The sequence below is a fragment of the Hippea maritima DSM 10411 genome, from assembly GCF_000194135.1.
In the GTDB taxonomy this organism is placed as follows: domain Bacteria; phylum Campylobacterota_A; class Desulfurellia; order Desulfurellales; family Hippeaceae; genus Hippea; species Hippea maritima.
Genome location: NC_015318.1, coordinates 382,368 through 403,834, shown reverse-complemented (window position 1 = coordinate 403,834; position 21,467 = coordinate 382,368). Strand labels below are relative to the sequence as shown.

The 21,467-nt window shown below is 36.3% G+C and carries 18 protein-coding genes and 3 pseudogenes; 10 read left to right on the top strand and 11 right to left on the bottom strand.

Annotated features, from left to right (window positions below; translation table 11 throughout):
* Positions 1 to 492 precede the first annotated feature (492 nt).
* The 5 genes and pseudogenes from HIPMA_RS09470 (at position 493) to HIPMA_RS09685 (ending at position 5,181) form a co-directional block, all read left to right on the top strand.
* A complete protein-coding gene (locus HIPMA_RS09470) occupies positions 493 to 2,214 on the top strand; it encodes a BPTI/Kunitz domain-containing protein (RefSeq protein ID WP_013681414.1) in 1,722 nt (573 codons plus the stop codon).
* Between the two features lie 340 nt (positions 2,215 to 2,554).
* Complete coding sequence (locus tag HIPMA_RS02050) at positions 2,555 to 2,926, top strand: hypothetical protein (protein WP_013681413.1); 372 nt, start codon at positions 2,555 to 2,557, stop codon at positions 2,924 to 2,926.
* 117 nt (positions 2,927 to 3,043) lie between these two features.
* Positions 3,044 to 3,418 (top strand): hypothetical protein, encoded by a 375-nt coding sequence (locus HIPMA_RS02045; RefSeq protein WP_013681412.1) that lies wholly within the window; start codon positions 3,044 to 3,046, stop codon positions 3,416 to 3,418.
* A gap of 52 nt (positions 3,419 to 3,470) precedes the next feature.
* Positions 3,471 to 4,067: pseudogene (gene istB / locus HIPMA_RS09370) on the top strand (IS21-like element helper ATPase IstB); the annotation flags it as partial.
* Positions 4,068 to 4,389: 322 nt separating this feature from the next.
* A pseudogene (locus HIPMA_RS09685) lies at positions 4,390 to 5,181 on the top strand (IS256 family transposase).
* Between the two features lie 20 nt (positions 5,182 to 5,201).
* Here the strand turns inward: HIPMA_RS09685 and istB (HIPMA_RS02025) are convergent.
* Both istB (HIPMA_RS02025) and HIPMA_RS02020 read right to left on the bottom strand, forming a co-directional pair.
* The gene (gene istB, locus HIPMA_RS02025) at positions 5,202 to 5,984 is read right to left on the bottom strand and encodes an IS21-like element helper ATPase IstB (RefSeq protein ID WP_013681411.1); all 783 of its coding nucleotides are present in this window, start codon (positions 5,982 to 5,984) and stop codon (positions 5,202 to 5,204) included.
* Position 5,985: 1 nt separating this feature from the next.
* A pseudogene (locus HIPMA_RS02020) lies at positions 5,986 to 6,570 on the bottom strand (Mu transposase domain-containing protein); the annotation flags it as partial.
* A 126-nt stretch (positions 6,571 to 6,696) separates the two neighbouring features.
* On the opposite strand from HIPMA_RS02020, the gene HIPMA_RS02015 reads away from it, so the two are divergent.
* A complete protein-coding gene (locus HIPMA_RS02015) occupies positions 6,697 to 7,914 on the top strand; it encodes an IS256 family transposase (RefSeq protein WP_013681092.1) in 1,218 nt (405 codons plus the stop codon).
* Positions 7,915 to 7,948: 34 nt separating this feature from the next.
* On the opposite strand, the gene istA is transcribed toward HIPMA_RS02015, so the two are convergent.
* Positions 7,949 to 8,851 carry an IS21 family transposase gene (gene istA, locus HIPMA_RS02010; RefSeq protein WP_013681410.1) on the bottom strand — a complete coding sequence of 301 codons (903 nt, stop codon included), beginning with the start codon at positions 8,849 to 8,851 and terminating at the stop codon, positions 7,949 to 7,951.
* 720 nt (positions 8,852 to 9,571) lie between these two features.
* On the opposite strand from istA, the gene speD reads away from it, so the two are divergent.
* Both speD and HIPMA_RS02000 read left to right on the top strand, forming a co-directional pair.
* The gene (gene speD / locus HIPMA_RS02005; protein WP_013681391.1) at positions 9,572 to 9,994 is read left to right on the top strand and encodes an adenosylmethionine decarboxylase; all 423 of its coding nucleotides are present in this window, start codon (positions 9,572 to 9,574) and stop codon (positions 9,992 to 9,994) included.
* 27 nt (positions 9,995 to 10,021) lie between these two features.
* Complete coding sequence (locus tag HIPMA_RS02000; protein ID WP_013681390.1) at positions 10,022 to 10,495, top strand: pyruvoyl-dependent arginine decarboxylase; 474 nt, start codon at positions 10,022 to 10,024, stop codon at positions 10,493 to 10,495.
* Positions 10,496 to 10,604: 109 nt separating this feature from the next.
* On the opposite strand, the gene HIPMA_RS01995 is transcribed toward HIPMA_RS02000, so the two are convergent.
* Both HIPMA_RS01995 and HIPMA_RS01990 read right to left on the bottom strand, forming a co-directional pair.
* Positions 10,605 to 12,014, bottom strand: coding sequence for a dihydrolipoyl dehydrogenase family protein (locus tag HIPMA_RS01995; protein WP_013681409.1), 1,410 nt, complete (start codon positions 12,012 to 12,014; stop codon positions 10,605 to 10,607).
* 3 nt (positions 12,015 to 12,017) lie between these two features.
* On the bottom strand, positions 12,018 to 12,377 hold the full coding sequence (locus HIPMA_RS01990) for a molybdenum cofactor biosynthesis protein MoaE (RefSeq protein WP_013681408.1): 360 nt from the start codon (positions 12,375 to 12,377) through the stop codon (positions 12,018 to 12,020).
* Between the two features lie 87 nt (positions 12,378 to 12,464).
* Between HIPMA_RS01990 and HIPMA_RS01985 the strand changes: the two genes are divergently transcribed.
* Positions 12,465 to 12,896, top strand: coding sequence for an RrF2 family transcriptional regulator (locus HIPMA_RS01985; protein ID WP_013681407.1), 432 nt, complete (start codon positions 12,465 to 12,467; stop codon positions 12,894 to 12,896).
* Here the strand turns inward: HIPMA_RS01985 and HIPMA_RS01980 are convergent, their stop codons facing one another.
* The 6 genes from HIPMA_RS01980 to HIPMA_RS01955 all read right to left on the bottom strand — a co-directional run bounded on the left by HIPMA_RS01980 (position 12,897) and on the right by HIPMA_RS01955 (position 19,383).
* Positions 12,897 to 13,865, bottom strand: coding sequence for an iron-sulfur cluster assembly scaffold protein NifU (locus HIPMA_RS01980; protein ID WP_013681406.1), 969 nt, complete (start codon positions 13,863 to 13,865; stop codon positions 12,897 to 12,899).
* Positions 13,866 to 13,877: 12 nt separating this feature from the next.
* A complete protein-coding gene (locus tag HIPMA_RS01975) occupies positions 13,878 to 15,050 on the bottom strand; it encodes a cysteine desulfurase family protein (protein WP_013681405.1) in 1,173 nt (390 codons plus the stop codon).
* A 119-nt stretch (positions 15,051 to 15,169) separates the two neighbouring features.
* Entirely contained in the window at positions 15,170 to 15,979 is an 810-nt protein-coding gene (locus HIPMA_RS01970) for a DUF4197 domain-containing protein (RefSeq protein ID WP_013681404.1), read from the bottom strand.
* A 9-nt stretch (positions 15,980 to 15,988) separates the two neighbouring features.
* On the bottom strand, positions 15,989 to 16,789 hold the full coding sequence (locus HIPMA_RS01965) for a mechanosensitive ion channel family protein (protein ID WP_013681403.1): 801 nt from the start codon (positions 16,787 to 16,789) through the stop codon (positions 15,989 to 15,991).
* A 60-nt stretch (positions 16,790 to 16,849) separates the two neighbouring features.
* Positions 16,850 to 18,007, bottom strand: coding sequence for a cation:proton antiporter (locus HIPMA_RS01960; protein ID WP_013681402.1), 1,158 nt, complete (start codon positions 18,005 to 18,007; stop codon positions 16,850 to 16,852).
* Positions 18,004 to 19,383, bottom strand: coding sequence for an NAD-binding protein (locus tag HIPMA_RS01955; protein WP_013681401.1), 1,380 nt, complete (start codon positions 19,381 to 19,383; stop codon positions 18,004 to 18,006). Before HIPMA_RS01955 ends, HIPMA_RS01960 begins: the two co-directional genes overlap by 4 nt.
* A 165-nt stretch (positions 19,384 to 19,548) precedes the next feature.
* Here HIPMA_RS01955 and HIPMA_RS01950 point away from each other — a divergent pair, with 165 nt between their 5' ends.
* Entirely contained in the window at positions 19,549 to 21,435 is a 1,887-nt protein-coding gene (locus tag HIPMA_RS01950) for an oxidoreductase (RefSeq protein WP_013681400.1), read from the top strand.
* The last annotated feature ends 32 nt before the right edge of the window (positions 21,436 to 21,467 follow it).

Sequence of the window (21,467 nt, the reverse complement as noted above, 5' to 3'; positions counted from 1 at the left end):
TTTGTGGAGGAAAAAGCTGCTGAATCTATTACGGAAATCCCTGAATTCCTTTTTCTCGTTGCTGCGGTCACCCTTAATAGGGGCTGCAGTAACGGGAAATGTCCGCAGCAAAACTTTTTTAGAAGGAGTTAAGTTATGAAAAAACTAATGCTTGTATTTTTTATGAGTTCCCTATTATTATTTACGTTTACCTCAATTAGTCATGCTGGCGGATCTTGGTATACAAACGGCCAAAGTGGCTCTGTCTCAGACTCCGATCTTCCTACGCCCACGCCAGCTCCTGCCAATCCGCCCTCAACATCAACAGATACATATCACCATACACCAAAATGTGTGAGCTATAGATGCACACATTGGGTTAACGAACAGTTTCAGTGCGGAAGCACAAGGAAATGCTGGAAATCAGACGCAGGTATAATATGCGAGGATGTCCCGAAGTATTGCACTAAAAAGGTGTGCGTCAGCCGTGAATGTGTTAACTGGGAATAGGCCATGACTGAACACATACTTAAAAAAATTACACTGCTATCTATTTTGTTCCTTTTAATAGTGAATATACCTGCTTATGCGGACATGGGAAGAATAGTGGCATATGGCGCAAAGGTTCAAGAAAACAGCCAAAAAGCAATTATTTTTTACAATCTCAATGAAGAGGTTTTGATCCTAGGAACAGATTTGCAGTCTGGCAGCAGCAGTCATATTCTAAGATTTATACCTTTTCCTTCTAAACCCAGAGTACAACTTGCGCCCAAAGATAGTTTCAAAAATATAATAAAAGTTGTAAAGAAACACAATTTGCAATTTATAATTCAATATAAAGGCGTCACACCAACAACTAAGAGTGTTGAAATTAAACTAAACAAAAAAATAGGGGCACACGATTTAACGGTAATTAAAATTAATAGTACAGAACATCTCAGAGAGTGGATTAATGATTTCTTTAAAAGCAAAGGATTGCCTGTAAAAAATAGCTATCCAGAAGTTGAAATGGTAGTAAACAGCTATCTAAATAAAGGAATAAACTATTTTGCCTTTGATTTGGTAAAGGTAAACAAAAAACAGCGCTTTGTTCAGCCTATAGAGTATAGATTTCACAGCAAGAAATTATACTATCCTTTAATAACGTCAAATACATTTGGTGGATCCGGTATAATTGATCTGATTCTTATATCACCAAGAACAGTCTGCAACCCGCTTGAATCTCTTTATGAAGGATGCCTGGGTGTAAAATATTTAAGAGCAACTACATCAGATAGTATCACTATAGATGAATTTAACCGTATTTTGCCGGACGCCAAGAATTTTTTCAAAAATAAAAGTATCTTCATTCAAATGCTAAGTTACGGGGGTAGTTATAAATTTAAGAATGATATTTTTGTTGATATAACGAATAAATACAAAAAAGCCATTGGATATACCTCTAACAATGATTCTTCCGTATATCATAGCTTTCCGTGGGAAGATGCAGTAGGCAACAAACCGCCTGTAAAAAAACCGGCCATCTACCTCTATCCAAAAACGAAATTAAATATAAACATCCTGCTTAATATTGATGGGAAGATTACAAAAACTGTGCCTCCATATTCACACATCTGGAAAATTACAGCGTATCCGAGCGGCAATATTTCAGGTGGGTATGACTATCTTATGTACGAAGCTCAGTTAAACTCTTTAACACTACCCAAAAGCGGATGGGTCGTAGAATACCAAAATCTAAAAAAATGGTTTGATACATACTTATTCAAAATTGGATTAAACAAAAAAGAAAAATTACAATTTGAAGAGTATTGGCTCAAGGAACTGCCAAAAGCAAAATACTATGAAATAAAACTATTGAGTGGTGATTTTCTAAACAAGCACATGAATATTGAAATTAAACCAAAACCGGATACTTTTTTAAGATTTATATTTTACTTCAAGCCGCTGTCTAAAAAGATAATACTTTCTGAGCAGAAAATCGTAACTCCTAAAAGAGTTGGCTTTACTGCGGTTGAATGGGGAGGCATACTGGATAAACGTAAAAATAAACGCTGTTTTTTATATTACGATAGAGGCCCGTGCGAAGCTCTATTTTGGAGATACTATTACAACAAACAAGAAAATATATGCAAACCGTTTATCTGGGGAGGTTGTGGGGGCAGTGTTCCTTTTAAAACAAAAGAGGAATGCTCCAAAGCGTGCATTTCTAAATTATTAGTGAAAGGAGGTAACTAAATTTATTTAAAAAGACCGTATTATTTTATGCAGCTGCAGTAATGTTGATCGCATTATCGGTTCCACCTGTCTTTACTTCTCAAGGAAAGTTTTACTGACAGTGCATATGAGCAAGCCCAGCAGGCAAATGATTTCGGAAGCAATACTTTAAATGCTTCTAATTTGGAGAATGTAAAACAAAATTCAGGCGTAGTTTTCAATATGCCAAGTGATTCAATTCTAAGCTATTTAAGCGGTGAGGGAAAACATTATACTCCGAAACTATTAAAAACCCGGCGATTTAATAAAAAATTACATCTAAATACAGTCTCATCGCCGTTAACAAATTAGGAGGTTTAAAATGAAGTTGTTAATAATAATAGTATTAGCAGCATTTATGTTAGTTATACCCTCTATTTCATATACAAAAAACTGCTATATGTTAAATTATTCTAATAGTACTGATATGTCTCTCAATGCTGCAAAAACTGATATTGGCATATTTTATGATATAGCAAATAGCTATAAAAAGCCGATCTCTGTGTTATCTGTAGCTTACAACAATCCATGCCCAGGTGCTTTGACTTGCATGACATATACCTGCGGAGGAACCGATAGAAATCCGTATGTATGCTGCCCTATAGGAGCACCTTATCTTAATAACTGTGATTGCAAATGCTACACAAACTCTAATTTTAATTGTATGTCTTATACATACTGCAGACAATATTAAAATGCTTTGTAAAAATTTATGGAAAAAATAACAGTAGTTTAATTTGCTTTTTGTACGTATTTATATTGGATTATAACAAATATCAGTAAAAAGTTGTTTTTAAAAAGGATGTAGCAGGTGTCAAAAAAAATTAAAATATCGGCAAAACCGGTAAAAACAATATTCACAGCCCAGTTAATTATGCTGCCTATTTTTATGATATTAGGAATTGTGCTGTTATTTATTGTGGATAGGGAAGTACGCCCTTATATGTCAATTTTTGTGTTTATATGGGAAATAGCATGTATAGCCCTTGTTGTGAATGCTATAAATACTTTGAGAAAAATAAAAAACGGCAAAATAGAGGTTGCAGAAGTTAATGGTTTGCAGGTTAACGGCGAATCGAATTTTGCATCCAAACTGCGAGATCTTGAGGCCCTTAAAAAAGACGGGCTTATCAGTTCAGACGAGTATAAGAAGAAAAGGAACGAAATAATAAAAGAAAAGTGGTAGTATAAAAAATACAAGCAGAAAATAATGCAATCTAAGTATAAAGTTAGAGGACAAAGCTCAAAGAAAGTATAGACGGAGTATTTCAGCAGCACACTTCCCTATAAAGAAGAGTATTGAGGGATTTGAATTCGGTAGGGTTAAAGGTATTGCAAAAAGCAAAATATCGCAACTGCTTGATTTTGCCTGGATTGATAAGAAGGAAAATATACTGTTCTTTGGTCCTCCAGGCCTTGGAAAGACCCACCTTGCAATAGCTCTTGGTTTTGAGGCTATTGGGAAGGGGTATTCTGTCTGCTTTGAGAGAATATCAAACCTGATGAAGATTCTAAAAACAGCAGATTTACAGAGAACATCAGGATTCAGGTTGAACAAAATACTAAAAAGCGACCTCTTAATCATTGATGAGATAGGCTATACCCCCATAGAGAGAAAAGAGGCAAACCTGTTTTTCAATCTTGTCAGTGAAATGTATGAGAAACAGTCAATTGTTATCACATCAAATAAGTCTTTTGCCGTATGGGCCAAGATGATGGGTGATGAGATTATGACAACAGCTATGCTTGATAGATTACTACACCATGCCCATATTTTTACACTTGATGGTGAATCTTACAGACTATCAAATAGAAAGGAGGTTGGAACCATCTGAATGTATGGGGATTCTATTTTCCAAAGGGGTGTGAATTCTGTTTTCCATAGGTATGGGAAAACTGCTTTCCAGCACTATGTGAAAAATACTTTCCGAAAGGGTGTGGATTTTAGTTGTTATTTCCACTGTTTCCCACTCAAGAACGTATTTGACAAAGTAATTGTTTCAATGCCTCATAGGTAGAGTAAAAACGGCTCTGTCTCACAAACTGTGTAAATCCTCCTAACTGACAGTTAATACCAGATAGTTTGATTATCTATCCGGTATTGGATAAAAATAAGGACAGAAGCCTTGCTTCTGTCAGAAAAAGGAGGATTTATTTATGCTTGTGAACAGGGAAGAGATAAGAAAGCTCATGAAACAGGGAAAGCTGTCAAATCAAGAAGATTTAAACGCCATCTTCAGAAGAATGATAAAGGATGCAATAGAAACGATCTATGAGGGAGAGCTAACAGAGCTTTTAGGGTATGAAAGATACGAGAGGAAAAACAGGAAAGGTGAAGAAAAGGAAGAGAAAAATGGTAATGCAAGAAACGGATACACCGAAAAGAAGGCAAAATCAACCTTTGGTGAGATAGATTTAACTGTCCCAAGGGACAGAAACGCACTCTATTAACCAAAGATAGTGCCAAAGAGACAAAAAGACATATCCGGTATTGAAGAGACAATCATATCCATGTATGCAAAGGGTATGACGACAACCGATATACAGAAGCATATGGAATCCATATACGGACTTGATTTTTTAAAGGAGTCAATAAGTAGAATAACAGATAAGGTTTTAGAAAAAGCAAGAGAGTGGCAAAATAGGCCATTATCTAAAATTTATTCAATCATCTTTCTTGACGCTCTCTTCTTTAAAGTAAAAAAGGATGGAATGGTAAGAAACACAGCTGTATATGCCATTATTGGAGTTGATTTAGAGGGTAAGAAAGACTGTCTTGGCATATGGATACAAGACACAGAATCTGCCAAATTCTGGCTTTCTGTATTGAATGAGATAAAAAACAGGGGTGTAGAGGATGTCCTCATATTTGCTATAGACGGACTATCTGGTCTCTCTGATGCTATAATGTTAAAGTCAACCAAATTTCCCCACCTTTGGGTCATTTAAATTCCCCACCCCTTGGATTGTTAATTTAAACTGTTTTGATTATCTTTTGCCTCCTTTAGGTGTTTAATTCTATAGCTCTCACCTGTTATCTTGAATATATGGCAGTGATGGACAAGTCTATCAACTATGGCAGAGGCCAAAACGGCATCTGAAAATATATTAGCCCACTCCTCAAATGGTCTATTAGTGGTGATTATAATTGAACCCTTTTCATATCTTCTCCTTATCACTTCAAAGAACTCATCCACATAGTTGGATGGGATCTTTTTAAAGCCTACTTCATCTATTATCAGAAGGTCAGATGATAGAATCTGGTTCAGTATTGAGGTGTAGGTTCCATCTCCCCTTGCAGATATGAGCTTTAGGATTAAATCGTTGGTATGGATGAACAAGACCTTATATCCCTGTTTTAGGGCCTCTAATCCTATCGCATTTGCAAGGTGGGTTTTACCAACTCCAGGATTGCCCATGAATATGATGTTTTTCTTCTCCTCTATGAACCTGCAGGATGCAATGTCTAAGAGTTCTTTCTTGTTTAGCTTTGGTTGGTATGTGAAATCATAGCTATCTAAAGTCTTTGTTGTGTCAAGCTTTGATTTTGTAAGTCTTTTTCTAAATGAGTTGCTCTGCCTGTTTATGTATTCATCCTCTAATAGGAGTTTTAAGAAGTCTATGTATGTCAGATTATTATCAATGGCATACCTGTTCCTTGCCTCAAGTGTCTTTGCAATGCCAGAGAGTTTAAACTCCTTTAGTCTTCTTTCTATGTTTTTCATATCTTTTACATTTTCCACCCCTTTCATTTCACTCACCACTCATAATGTCTGTTTTCATATCTGCTTTTATATCTGTCATTTCATCGTAAGCTCTTAGTGGGTTATAAAAACCTAAGGCTATGGGTGAGTCTGGTTTGTCGTAGGGAATGTTGTAGAGCTCATTCTTCAGTATGCTTTTTAAAGAGGAATAGCTTATGCAGTTGAAATCAATTGCCCTTTTGAATGCAAGCTCCATTGTCTCTTTGGGGTATCCCTTTGAAAGAGACATTACACCTCTCATTACCCTGTGATATGAGGCAGGTTTCTCTTTTCTTAGCCTTTTATAGAACAGGTAGGCGCTTTCACCTATATCAAGCGTCATGGTGGTGTATTCTGAATCTGTGGGATTTTTCTTCATCTTGGGTTTATGGCTTTCCTTTGTTATGAACTCACCCTTTGATTGAGAAAGCTCATGTGTGGCTATTAAGTTGAACGATGAATCATAGATCTCCATTATATTTCCATTTGACCTAATATTGAGCTTTTCTGATATGTATTTTTCAGGCACAGAGTAGTAGTTGTACCTGTAATAGATGTGGGAGTAGGTGTTTACAGTTCTTTTTGCAATATCGTAGGTCTCATATCTTGGGACTTAAAATATTTTTGTGTCTCCCCCACAAACCTACTAAAATGGAGTGGGGTTTAATGAACTGTTCTAATGAACTCTGAAATTAGGCTAAGTATGGAGGAGCTTTAAGAGATGAACAGAAAGATGCTTAAGGAGATAATCTCAAACATGGATATGGATGTAGTAAAGGAGTTGGATGAATACGGAAAGAATAAACTGGCCACCCTAATGGAAGGACTACTTATTGAGATAATGGGTAAGGAAAGATACGAGTACTTACTTGAGAACCCAGAAGACAAAGGCAATGGAACCTACAAAAGGAGCCTAAACACAGGCCTTGGTAAACTGAATTTGGATGTCCCAAGAACAAGGAGCGGAAACTTCCGCTCTCATCTTCTCCCTCCCAAATATCAAAGGTATGATGAAAGCTTTGAGGATTTAATCTTCTCCTTCCTAATCAATGGAGACTCAAAACAGGAAATCGTGCACAAGATGAAATTGAGAGGACTGGATTTTAGTGAAAAAGCATACGATGAGATATTTGAATACATAAAGACACAGATGCTTGAATTTAAATCCAAAGAACTTCAGGAAAACTACTATTTTCTATACATAGACGCCTATCACTGTATGGTAAAGGATGAAAAGGATAAAAGGGTAAAGAGAGCTGTCGTTTACACTGTTGTAGGGATAGACACAAATGCTCAAAAAACACTCCTTGGATATTACTCATTCTTTGGTAGTGAGAACAGATCCACCTGGATGGAAGTATTCCAGGATTTAATCAACAGGGGAATGAAAAGGGTCTTAATGTTCATCTGTGATGATTTCAACGGAATCTCAGAGGCAATAAGAGCCTTCTTTCCTTACTCGGATATTCAGAAATGCACAGTTCATGCATCAAGAAACGTATACAAGCATATGAAAAAGGAGGATGCCTCATATGTGAACAAAAAGCTCAAGGAGATTAAATACTCCTGTGATACCTTTGAAAAAGGGATAGAGATTTTCAAAACAGAGATAATTGACAGATTCAAAGACCAATACAAGACCTACACCAAATATTTAGACTCAAGAAAAGAAGAACTCCTTGCCTTCTTAAAGTACCCTGAGGTAATAAGAAAGTACATCAATTCAACAAACACTGTTGAATCTGTACATTCATCCTTTGAAAAACAAAGGCTAAAGAAAGGAGGGTTCTTCCAGTCCATGGATATCCTAAATGTTGCCCTTTTCATTGCAACAGATAAATTACACAAAACCTGGAATGTTAATCCTCTGATTAAGGCTAAAAGATATGAACTGAATCAGATGTTTGTTGCTAAGTTTGGGAAGGGAGTTGAAGAGTGAGGAGGGATTTGGTATGATGAGAGAGACACAAAAATTAGGGGATGTCTCCATATCTTCTATCTGGCAATCTGTTGAGTTTTTCCTTTTCTACATTGAGAAACTCATCCTTCGGTATTTTTCTTGTTGTGCCGTGTAGCTTTGCATTACAGATGTTGTCCTGCCAGAATAAAAGCTTCTCTTTGACTGTGTCTATGTCTTCTATTCCTTCCGCTCTTATGCTTTTTAGAAAGTTGTTCTTTATGTATTTTATGCTGGATTCTACCTTGCCCTTCTCATTTGGTTTTCTCACCCTACAGGCAACAGCAGAGGAGTTGTAATACTCAAGCATCCTTGCATATTCATGCTGAATTTCAGGCTCATAGAAGTTAACATGCAATACACCGCTTTTTAGGTTGTCTATCTTTATAGCCTTTGGTGCACCAGAGAAATATTCAAATGCATTGATATGGCAGTTTATGAATGTCGGTATACTTTGGTTATCCACAAGCTCATAGTATCTGTACCTCGAATAGGACAAAACCATTGAGAATATCCAGTACTTTACTTTCTTTTTTCTTCTGCTATTATAGAAATAACCGGCATAGCCGAAATCTACTTGGGCTTCTTGGCCAGGTGGGCTTATTAAGGGGATGAAGGGCTCACCTGGCTTTAGCTTCCTGATGTAGCGTTTCACAGAGCTATAGCTTACATTTAGACTATGCTTTTCTTTTAACTTCTGGTGGATTAAAACAGCGGAGAGACCACTTTTTAAATACTCAATGATTTCATCCTTGTATGGATCAAGGATACTTTTCCTTTTGATGGTGGGTGTTTCAATCTCCCCACTTTCTACCTTTTTCTTAATCTTTCTGACTGTTTTCCTGTCAATCTTTAGCTCTCTTGCAATCTGTGAGACATTTTTCCCAATACTCAGTAGTGCTTTTACCGAGTAATACATACAAACCCCCAACAATTTTATTTACCCTCCATCTTTTAAAAAGATTAGGGCATGCTACCAAAAGGGTGGGGAATTTATAAGCCCTTTTGGTGGGGAGTTTATTGTAGCTTTAGCAGGTTTTGGATTATGAATTTTAGATTACTTCAATCCTACAACTAATCCAAATCGCCAATTACCAACGACCAACCATCCAATTCATAATTCAAAATATCTGAGTCGCTTCTACTTGTACCGAGTTGATAACGTTGCAAGAACAATGCATATGGATTTTTAAAGCTTTTTCTTCTTTTAATTTTTTTAAACTTCTCAGCTCTGCTGATGCCGGGGGTAGTTTTTCAGGGCATAGTTTTTTAATTCCTCAAAAATACCCTCTCTTCTTAAATCTTCTTTAAATTCTTCATAATCAATTTATATGATGTTTTCTTCTTCAAAAATCTCTTCTATTTTTTCATCTCTATCAAATGATAGAATAAATAAAAAACGTAATAAGTATATCAAACATTGTCCCTTTTGAATTTCCATCTGCCTAACATTAATTCTACTCCTTTAATATTAAGTGTGTTTCTAATCTAATATAAAACCACTCTCTTATCAAGAAAAGCAAGTTTTAAGATCCCCTTTAAACTTGCATAATCCCCAAAACAATGGTATAAAATCCAACTGTTGCCATGCCTGAAAAGGCATGAGAAAACTTTTAAAAGAAAAAAGGAGGGCACATGAGTGAAGGCACTCGGAAGACACGTTTTGGCTGAGTACTTTGGATGTGAAAAGGAACTTTTAAACGACCCAAAGGCTTTAGAGAATCACCTCATTGAGGCTGCTAAAGCAGCTAATGCCACCGTTATTTCTTCCTCATTTAGAACCTTCGAACCCTTCGGAGTTAGCGGCGTTGTAATCGTCGCAGAATCCCACTTAGCTATCCATACATGGCCTGAATACGGCTTTGCAGCAGTTGACTTTTTTACCTGTGGTGATTCATCCAATCCATGGAAAGCCCACGAGTATTTAAAAACCGTTCTAAAACCCTCAAAAACAGAGGAAAAAGAGGTATTAAGAGGGGTTTTAGATATAGAGAACTTGAGTTTCAAGCCGTTTTTAATAGAACAACAAAAAAGAGAAAACAATAGCGCTGCTTTTGTTTGATTTTTTAATTTTAGGAGGAAACCATACATGTTCAATAGGGCTCCCAACATTTATGCAATTAAAGCAGCAGAAGCTGAAGGCTTCAGCCCCTTGAATGCATTTGATGTAGCCTTATTAGAAAGCGGCGTTGGAAATACAAACTTAGTAAAGATGAGTTCCATTCTTCCCCCATCCTGTAAGAAAAAGGAATACATAGAACTACCACCGGGGGATTTAGTGCCTGTTGCCTATGCAGCGCTAACATCCAGTAAAAAAGGACAAAGAATAGCAGCAGCAGTGGCAATAGCCATACCGAAAGATCCCACAAAGAATGGCCTGATTATGGAGTTTGAGGATTACGACATAACAAAAGAGGAAGCCGAAAAGCAGGTAAGAAAAATGGCCGAGTGGGGTATGAAATACAGAGGTTTTGAGATAGACAGAATTGAAAGCATAGCAGTCGACCATGTAGTTGAAGAACACGGTGCAGTATTTGCCTGTGTAGTACTATGGTGGGAATAGATGAAGTTCTACTGCTCAATTCATGAGATTAAGAAGACAAAGACAGTCTTGGTGGGTGTGCCTTATGATGGCACATCCACCCAGACAAATATTCAAAAGTCGGTCATCTTTAAGCTATTTCTGACTTTCCAACCCTTCTTTTCTTCATTTGTTCTAAAAACTTTCCCATCATAAACTTTTGCGCAGCCCTCATGTTCAATAGGGAAACCGCAGGAAATGGATGCTGCGTCATAGCAACTTCATCCAAAGTTATATTAAACTGCAAAGCCATTGCCCACTCTGTAATTAATTCACTTGCTGCATCCCCAACAATGCTAACTCCTAAAATTGTTCCTTTAGGCGTTGCAATGATTTTTATAAAGCCATCATCTTTGCCATCTATCAAGACTCTGCCGTAGTCTCTGTAGTATTCCTTTATCACTCTAAATTCTATGTTCTTTTCTTTTGCTTCTTTTTCAGTTAACCCAACATGGGCAATCTCAGGATCTGTAAATATGGAAAACGGAACAACATATCCGCTTCTTTTCAATGAACATGGGGAAGTTGATTTTATCATGTGCATAGCTGAGAGCATGCCCTGATGCATGGCTGCATGGGAAAACAAACTCTTGCCGTTACAATCGCCAATAGCATATATATGTTTAATATTAGTTCTATTAAATTCATCAACATCAATGCCATATTTTGTATATTTTATGCCAATTCTATCCAATCCTAGTTTATCTATTGCCGGCTTTCTTCCTGCTGCTATTAAAACCCTATCACAAACTAACTTTTTGTTCGAAAAACTTACTTCTATTTTATTCAACGTTTTTTGAAATTCATCCACTGTTGTGCCGTTAAAGATATCTATACCTTCATTCCTTAGTTTTTCATCTAAAACAGAAGCCACATCTTTGTCAATTGAAGGTATGATATGATCGTCCATATTTATTAAGGAAACTTTCGCGCCTAATCTCCTAAAAGCTTGTCCCATCTCACAAGCTATTGCACCTCCACCGATAATAACCAGGCTCTCTGGTATATTTTCGAGTTTAAACAGATTTTTATTCGTCAAATAGTCTATTTCACTTAAACCATTAATATTGGGTATTGAAGGCTCAGAGCCAACTGCTATAAATATAAACTTACCCTTATACAAATTGTCTTTAACCCTAATTGTATGTTCATCCACAAATGTAGCCTCGCCTTGACTTACTATACTATCTACATTCTCAAACATTTTTGTAGCTTTCGCTTTTCCTATAGTATCTATTTTACGCCTTATTAATTCTAATGCACTTGTTATTTTTGCATTCCCAGATAACTCAAGACCGAACTTTTCAAGATTTTCAATATCATTTTTAATCTGCGCTGTTTTTAAAATGGCTTTACTCGGTATGCAGCCACAATTCAAGCATTCACCGCCCACCTTGTTTTTCTCCACCGTTAACACACTCATACCTGCAGCGTGTGCAATATTTGCTACAGCCATACCTGCAGGACCCATGCCAATAACAATAACATCATACTTTTTCATTTATTACCTCCGTAAAATTTCTTCTTTTTTCACAATGGCCTTTATTCTGTTTACAAAATCAATAAAAATAGGAAAAAGTTCTTCTCTCTTATTTCCTGCAACTATTACATACATAACATCATCACCAACTCTCAGCATTCCCCTATTAATCCAGACCCACACCTTTTCAACAGATTTTAATTTTTCAAATTCATTAATAACTGTTTTCAATTCACTATCATCATAATCTATGGAAATTTTAGATATTTTATCCCCATTTGCTGAAGTAGCCCTCACAACGCCATTATGAACAAGAATCATACCAAGATTATCTGCGCTTGCTTGTTTCTTAATGTTCTGAATTTGCTCAGAAAGATTTACCACGAGCACACCTCCAATGTACTTTAAAAGTTAGCATTTTTCTAACTATATAGAAACAACCTGTGATTGTCAAGCCCCAAACTGTTTCCAATGAAAAAATCGCCGTTTGACAAAATTTCATCCCCAATGTATGATTTGCCTATGAAATTTCCGACAAAGGTTCGCTACAGCCTGAGATTATTGATAGAAATAAAAAATAGTAACAAACCAATAACTCTAAGAGAGGTATCAGAAAAAACTCACATATCTGAAAACTACCTAAAACAGCTCGCGGCTAAATTGGAAAAAGAGAAAGTAATTAAAGGCAAAAAAGGTCCGAATGGTGGATATACCATACTAAACCCCGATTTTACTTTAAAAGAGCTCATAGATATTTTCACAGGGGGCGTTAAACTTGCCCCCTGCATGGATGATGATTACAGGTGTGAATTGATGGATATTTGCAAGGCACGGGATATTTGGTCCCAATTAAATAAAGATATAGATAAGCTTTTTCTTTCTGTAAAACTTAAAGATTTTTGATCAAATTTGAACAACCTTTATTTTATCAGTCTCTAATTTTTCGTTCAGCGTTTGTTCTATCATATGCATGGTAAGAGCTGCAGCATTACATACAGAGCAAGTACCGAGATATTTTATTAAAACCTTAACTTCTTCATTTTCCTTTTCTCTTACATCCACAAGCTCAACACTGCCACCGTCCATAGCCAAAATTGAACTTATATCTTCCCTTAACACCCTTTCGATGTTTTTAATTTTATTCAACAATGTCATCTCGTCAAAATTACTGGTTTCTGCCTTTTTAATTAATTCTTCCTCTTTCATTTTATCATTAACCTCTTTTATTATATCAACGAGATAAACAGATCTTTCCTCATGCCCACCTGGTTTTACACAGCTTTTACAGTATTTACCGGCATCTGTGTATTTTTGGAGTTCCTCAACCGTTTTTACTTTGTATTTTCTAACGATTTCTTCTATTTCTCCCTTTGTTACCCTTGCACACTCGCAAACTATCTCGCTGTTTTTGATTTTCTTTGGGTCTACACCTTTATATTTTGAGGCGGCTTCGATTATAACATCATAAGCCATTACAGAGCAGTGCATTTTCTGAGGTGGAAATGCTGGTTTATTTGGGTCATCCCTTAGAGCTTTTTCTACATCAAGATTTGTGATTTTCATCGCCTCATCTATTGTTTTTCCTATTGTAAGTTCTGCCATAACATCACTGCTTGCAATTGCCGTTCCGCACCCAAACGATTTAAACCTTGCATCTAAGATCTTGTCTGTTTTTGAGTCAACAAGCCAGTATAATCTTACTGCATCGCCACAGGCTTCACTGCCGAAATCCGCAACCACAAGTTTTGCGTTTCTCTTTTTTGCATCCTCTTCTGAGAATTCCCCTAAAAATCTCGGATTACTCATTCTATCTATAACTTTACTGGAGTATTCCTCCCAAATATTTCCTGTAATTAAATCTTCTCTTGCCATACACCCTCCTTATTAACTCGATTTTACTTTGGCATAGGTCATCGAGATATTTCTGAGTTTATCTACGATTTTGGGTAGTTTATCTATTACATAATCAATTTCGTCTTCCTTTGTAAATCTGCTTAATGAGAAAATTATACCTGTGTGTGCTATTTCTGGATCCTCACCCAAAGCTTCAAGCACTTCGCTTCCCTGAAGCCTCTCAGACGAACAACTACTGCCTGTTGCAGCATAAATTCCCGACTGATTCAACTCCCAGAGCATTGCTTCTCCTTCTATACCTCTAAACGAGGCAATAACCGTGTTTGGCAATCTGAATTTTTTGTCAACATAGCTCTTTGTGTCTGGTATTTTTAATATAGCATCCTCAAGCTTATCCCTTAGTTTAGCAACCTCAAAGTACATCTTATTTAAATTTTTATTGGCAAGCTCCATAGCTTTCGCCATAGCCACGATGCCTGCAGTATTTATACTACCTCCCCTCTTGCCGCCCATCTGGTTGCCGCCGTGAATCAAAGGAATAAAAGGGGATCCATTCCTTACATAGAGCCCACCAATACCCTTTGGTCCATGAAATTTATGGGCTGAAAATGTAAAATAGTCCACACCTAACTCTTTAACATCTACTTTGGCTTTTGATATAGCCTGAGCACCATCGCAGTGAAAAGGTATTTCATATTTTTTAGAGATTTCACCTATCTCTTTTATAGGCTGTATAGCGCCACTTTCGTTGCTTGCAAAAAGAACAGAGATTAGGGCTGTATCGTTTCTGATAGAGTCTTCTAATTCCTGCAGATCTATTCTGCCGTTTTCATCCGTGTAGAGGTAAGTTACCTCCATGCCAAATTTTTTCACAAATGCACAAGGTGCCTTTATGGAGCTGTGCTCAGCAACCGTGGTTATTATGTGTTTCTTTTCGCTACCCTGAAGAAAATTGTAGAGGAATGTTTTTATGACGGCATTATTGCCCTCTGTTGTTGATGATGTGATTATAATGTCATCTTCATCCCTTGCACCAATAGCTGGATATATCACATCGTAGGCTTTGCTCAATAGTTTTCTTGTCTCTATTCCCTTTTGATAAATTGAGTTCACATTGCCATAGAATTTTTCGTGTTCATGATAAACCTCTCTGACCTCTTCATTCATTGGCGTGGTACTGTTGTTGTCAAGATAAACTTCCATCCCCCACCTCCTTAAAAAAAGTTAGTAATAATATAACTAATTGGCTTAAAATGTCAAGGCTAATTGATAATTTTTTTTCCAACACTATAAAAATGGTGAAATAAATCTACAGATTACACCTATTTAGATAAACTACCAAAGACCTTCTTAAGAAGCTTCGTACTCCTTTCAAGAGGGTCTTTCCTTATCTTTATTTCTTCTTCGGCTATCATTTTAAATATGCCGTCAACTGTTTTTTGGGCTATGTAATCATCCAAATCTTCAGGAGGTTGGCTTCTCCTTTGATAGTCTCTTCCCTTTAAAATACTGGAGTATTTTTGCATTTTACTAAAAGGGGTTTTGTACTTTTTATAAACCTCAACCATACGCTTGTAATACATCGTAGTCTTGGTTTTAGATGTGCTTTCTTTTATTATAGGTTTTACAATCTCCACAAGCTCAGCATAAGTTTTACTCTTAAAATACTCAGTTGCTGCCGTGTCTTTACCTTTTAGTATTTGGGTAGCATCGCTTATTGTCATTTGCCTTAATGCATGTGAAAAAACTTTAAATGTTTTTGGTGTGGCTTTTTCCGCTGCATGATTCATTTGCTCTACAAAGTTATCCACTAACCTACCTTGATGGGCCTTTCTCAAAAAACTGGCAACACCCTTTAATTTATCTGGAACGGGTATCCTAACCTTTGGATTAGCTAAAAAACCATTGGGCTTGGATAGGTTATTAATCGCATACTTAATTCCGAAACTTAAAGCTTGTTTCAACGCCCCTACCTTTTCTGGATATGTTGGTCTGCCTGCAAATGTGGATTGAGCTTGTTGTTCCTGTTCTACTTTCTTATTCATAAAATTACCCAAAACACTTTTCCAATCTGCCATTGACTGGACAGGAAAAGTCAAGATAAATATAAACAATATTAAGACTAATCTCATAAACACCTCTTATTTTTGATGTATATCGAGCTGGGGGTAAGGTATAGATATCCTCTCTTGGTCAAATGTCAGCTTTACTTTCTCTATGATATCAAAGTACACATCCCAATAATCCTGAGTCCTTACCCATCCCCTTACAGTAAAATTAACACTACTATCTGCAAGCTCAGATACGGCAATCAAAGGTTTAGGGTCTTTTAATATCTTTTCATGAGACTGAATGATATTTTCAAGTACACTCTTTGCCTTTCTCAAATCATCTTCATAGCCTATACCAAATACCCAGTCAACCCTCCTGAGTGGCTTTGCCGAATAATTTATTATCTTTGAACCAACTATGGCTGAATTGGGCAAAATTATGATTTTATTATCTGGCGATCTTAGGATTGTTGAAAACATATTTATCTCCTCTACACTACCCGATGCGCCACCAGCATCGACAAAATCTCCAACCCTAAAAGGTTTAAATATTATTATCAAAACCGCCGCCCCCACATTGGCCAAACTTCCCTGCAAAGCCAAACCAACAGCCAAACCTAATGCTCCCAATATAGCTATGAAAGAAGTTGTATTTATTCCAAGCTTGCTAAGCGAAGCAAGCACAACAAAGACCATTAGTAAGGCATATATAAGATTCCCTAAGAAGATTATTAAGGTTTGCTCAACTTTAGCCTTAACCATCAACTTTTTACTAATATCAACAAGCCATTTAGAAACCCATTTACCTATAATGAATATGGCAATGGCAAAGATTAACTTTATTCCATAAGCAATAGACAAATTTAGCCAATAGTCAAAGTTAATATTCATATAAACCTCCACACAAGAAATATATAAAATTTTATACTATTTTCTAAAATGTTTCAAAATTTATTTTATTTTATTCATTGTAGCGTTTGATAAGAATTTTCCATAAAGATTTTTGAACACAATAGTGTAAAATATTTCAGCTACAATACCAATCAAAATAGCAGTAGAAAATGTTCTTTGATTTACCAAACCTTCAGCCCTTGCCAAAGTCATAATTAAAACCACCATACTCACGCCTTTTGAAAGATTTAAAGACAATATCAAAGACCTAGGTAGGGGAAATTTATTAAAATAAAAAACAATTACACTACCTAAATGAGACAAAAACATCAAAACAACAACGATCCCTACAAAGGGTAAATCTTGAAAATTTATCTTTACATTTACACCAGTATAGACAAAAAACAGCGGTATAAAAAAACCTAAACCTATAGTTCCAACATCTTCTTTTATCATCTCTAAATCAGCAAAAGAAATAGATATGACAAGTCCGGCAATAAATGCACCTACCACAGGGTCTATATTGAAGTAAAAAGCAAAGGAAACAGACAAAAGCATTACAGCTAATACGAATCGTATCCTTAAACTTAATGGATCTTTGGAGGAGGCAAAATAGTTAAAATATTCCGGATACCACCAATGAAGAAGCTTTACAACCCTAAAGAAAAGAATAGTCAAAACTATACTCAATATTATCAGCGCATACTTAATTAAGGAGTAGTTCTCTGACTTGTAAATCTCATACGAAGTTACTATTAAAAGAATTATAAACTCCTGCATTATCCCGCTATAAAGGGTTAACTTGCCAACCTTACTATCAAGAAGGTTCATCTCCCTTAAAACACCTATAACAACACCAACGCTCGCAGAAACAAACACAGCCATCCAAATAAAATCCACATTTAAAAATCTGACAATAAAATAAGAAAATATAGCGTTTATAATAAATGCCGCTATATTTAAAATAATAAGCTTTGGATTCATTTCTTTTATCTCTATCTCAAGTCCTACATAGAACATCAAAAGCAAAAATCCGAATTCAGACAAAAAATGGAGAAATGCACTATGAGAAACAATATTAAGAATCGTTGGACCAAGTATTATACCGGCCAATATTTCAGCCACCACCACAGGTATTCTTAAAATTTTGGCCAGCATTGGAGCACTAAATGTTGCCAAAACAACTAAAAAAAGAGAAATAGATTGATTTACGTTCATTTCAATATACTAAAAACGGATATGCCAGATGAGTTTGCTATATAGCAAATAGGATTAGGTTTAAATAGTGTATTTTTCCTCCTAAACCCTCCAACAACAGCTAAATCGTATCCTCTTTTTAACTTCTCAAAAACCTTTACAGGATTACCCTTTAGCGTGTTTAAAGTGTGTTTCATCTTATATACAGAAAAAATTCTCTGAGCAATGGAATTTACCTTCTTTGTTAGAGAGTCATTTGATTTTAAATCTTGCTCGCATACAAATATATCAAATTCTATACCCAAGGTATATTTTATACTAACCGAGGTATGAATAGACTTTCTTATAAGCTCCTCGTCATCCTCAAATATATACAAAAACATTTTTTTGTAATCTGCTTTGCCGCTTAATACAAAGACTGGTATATGCTCAGGTATACCCTTGAGTACAAAATAGAAATCACAAACCTTAAGGCCCATCTTGGTTAAAAAATCCATATTACACTTTTCGATCATAATCATACCGAATATATCATTTGATATCTTCTCTAAAAATTCATCTTTACTTTGCAGGTACTCCACTTCATCTACAAAAGAACTCTTTTCTGTAGTTTTAATAGTCGTCATTAGTTTTACATACTGAATAGCTGTTTTATTTTTTAAAAGTTCAATCTCACTCAAATATGCTTTATTTTTAAAAATTAGCCCTAAAACCGTATTGCCGTACTGCATGGGAAATTTTACTCTGGCAGAGAGTATTACACCTAAAGCATATTTTAGGTTTTTCGGATATCCTATGAGCAAAAGCTTATCGCCAGGCTTTACAAGAGTAGTACCCACAGGCACAATCAAGTCATTTTCCCTGTATATAGCGCCTATCCTTATACCTTTAAGATGAATCTGAGAAAGTCTCCTATTTGCTAAAGGGGAATATTCATCAATAACAATCTCTACTATCTCACCTATGCCAAGACCCACCCCAATGGCTTTTTTTGTATGTGCTATTTTATTGTAAACAAATTGAGCTATATCCTTAGGCCCACCGACTATAAGAACCCCAAGCTCAGAAAATTTATCAAGATATTTATATGTTGGAACATAGGATATGACATTGGCAACCCCATGCCTCTTTCCCAATATGGATATTTCATAATTTACCTCTTCGCTGTCAGTAAAAGCTATAAGGTAGCCCGCCTCATCTATACGAGCTTTTCTTAACATATAGTCGCTTGTAGCATCACCCTCTATAGCATGAATGTTTGGATAGCTTGGTAATTTCTCAAGCACATCTTTGTTCAGGTCTATAACAAATATCTCAAATGAATCCTTTATTAAATCTATGAGATACCTAACCTTATGGCCGCCACCAGCTATAATGATTATAGGTTTAATAGCCAAGTCACCTCTTTTTTGTTAATATTACATTACGAAGCTTAGGTTTTCAATACAAACAACGGCGTGGCAGCTCCTTTTCGTTAATTGACAAAATTTCATTTTTTTCTTATTATTCTAAATAGCTAAATTTAATTTAAATGTGAGTTAAATGTTTGGGAGGTTTTAGATATGAGTAGTCTGTTTGATGTTGTAAGGTTGGGTAACTTAGAGTTGAAAAACAGGTTTGTCATGGCACCTGTTAAAACAGCCTACGGCAATCCTAAGGGTGAAGTGAACGAACTCCATCTGAAATTCTACGAAAAGCTTGCAAAAGGTGGGTTATCTCTAATAATCACAGAGCCTGTAGCAGTTTTGAAAAGCGGAAGGGAACACCCAAAACAGCTATGCATAGATGAAGAACATTGCGTTTCTGAACTCAGGAAAATAACCGATGTAATACATAAAAATGGTTCTTTGGCATGTCTAAATATAAATCATGCCGGAAGGGCTGCAAACCCCAAAGCAAGCGGTCAGCCTCCACTTGCTCCAAGTGCTATTACCTGCCCAGCTACAGCTCAAACGCCTCAAGAGCTTACTAAAGACCAGATAAAAGAGATAATAAAAGCCTTTGGGCAAGCAACAAGAAAAGCAAAAGAGGCCGGTTTTGATGCCGTAGAACTTCAGGCTGGAATGGGCTATCTAATTGCTCAGTTCTTAAAAGATAGAACAAACAAAAGAAACGATGAGTATGGTAAAGACAAGAGTCTATTTGCCAAAGAGGTATTTGAGGAGGTCTTTAGCAACGCCTCTGGCATGTCTATTATTGTTAGAATATCGGCAAATGAATTTGTTGATGGTGGTATCACACCAGAGGATAATAAGGTGATATTCGAGCTAGCAGAGAACTACGGTGCAGTTGCTATACATGCAGGTCTTGGTAATGCATGTGATACGCCCCCGTGGTATTATTCAGCAACATTTACACCAGAAGATAAACAGATAGAGATGTTCAAAAAGGTTAAGTCCCTAACTAAACTACCGCTTATAGTCGATGGCAGAATGGCAAATAAACAAAAAATGGAAGCCGCCCTAAAAGATGGCTGGGCTGATCTGATAGGCCTTGGAAAATCGTTGGCATGCGATCAGGAGATAGTTAAAAAGCTTCAAGAAGGTAAGGATGATGAGGTTTATTATTGCGGGGGATGCTTGCAGGGCTGTCTGTTAAAGGTTAAAGCAGGTGTTGGTCTGGGCTGCATAATTAATCCGTTTGTTAATAGAGATAGGTTTGAGAAATCAGATAAAAAACTTAAATTTGTTGTTGTAGGTGGAGGCCCAGCGGGGATGGCTGCTGCAACCTATGCCGCCATGAAGGGGTATGATACTGTCTTGTTTGAGAAGAAAAAACTGGGAGGCCAATTCAATCTTGCAGTAAAACCACCATTTAAAGAAAGCATGCAGAGACCCCTTGATTCAATGATAAAAGAACTCAATAGGTATGGGGTTAAGGTTAGATACGAAGAAGCTAACTACGATAAAATCAAGGAAGAGAACCCTGATGTTGTTGTAATAGCCACAGGTGCAACATCATCTATCCCAAACATAGACGGCATAGAAAATGAATATGTTATAGATGCCTTCTCCTACTTTGAGAATACAAAGCCGCCAAAAGGAAAAAGGGCCTTGGTGCTCGGAGTTGGACTAATAGGAAGAGAAGCTATGGAAGACCTTCTGGTTAAAAAAGGTTTCGAAGAGGTTGTGGGTATTGATATACTTAAAGAGCTTCCAGCCGATTTCACTCTTGCAAGATTGAGTAGTAATCCCAAGGTTAAAATCATAACAGGAGCAAAGCTTGAGAGATTTACCGAAAACGGTGCTATTATTAATAAAGACACAAAAGAGGAAAATATAGGTAAATTTGACACAATCATAACAAGTATAGGAACAAAGCCAAACAAAGACCTTTATGAATTTTTAAAGGATAAATTTGATAATATCAAATTAATAGGAGATGCTAATAATATTGGTGATATTTACCAAGCAACACACGATGCATACGATGTCATTGCAAAATATTAAGGGAGGGTATCCTCCCTTTTTTGGAGAATAAT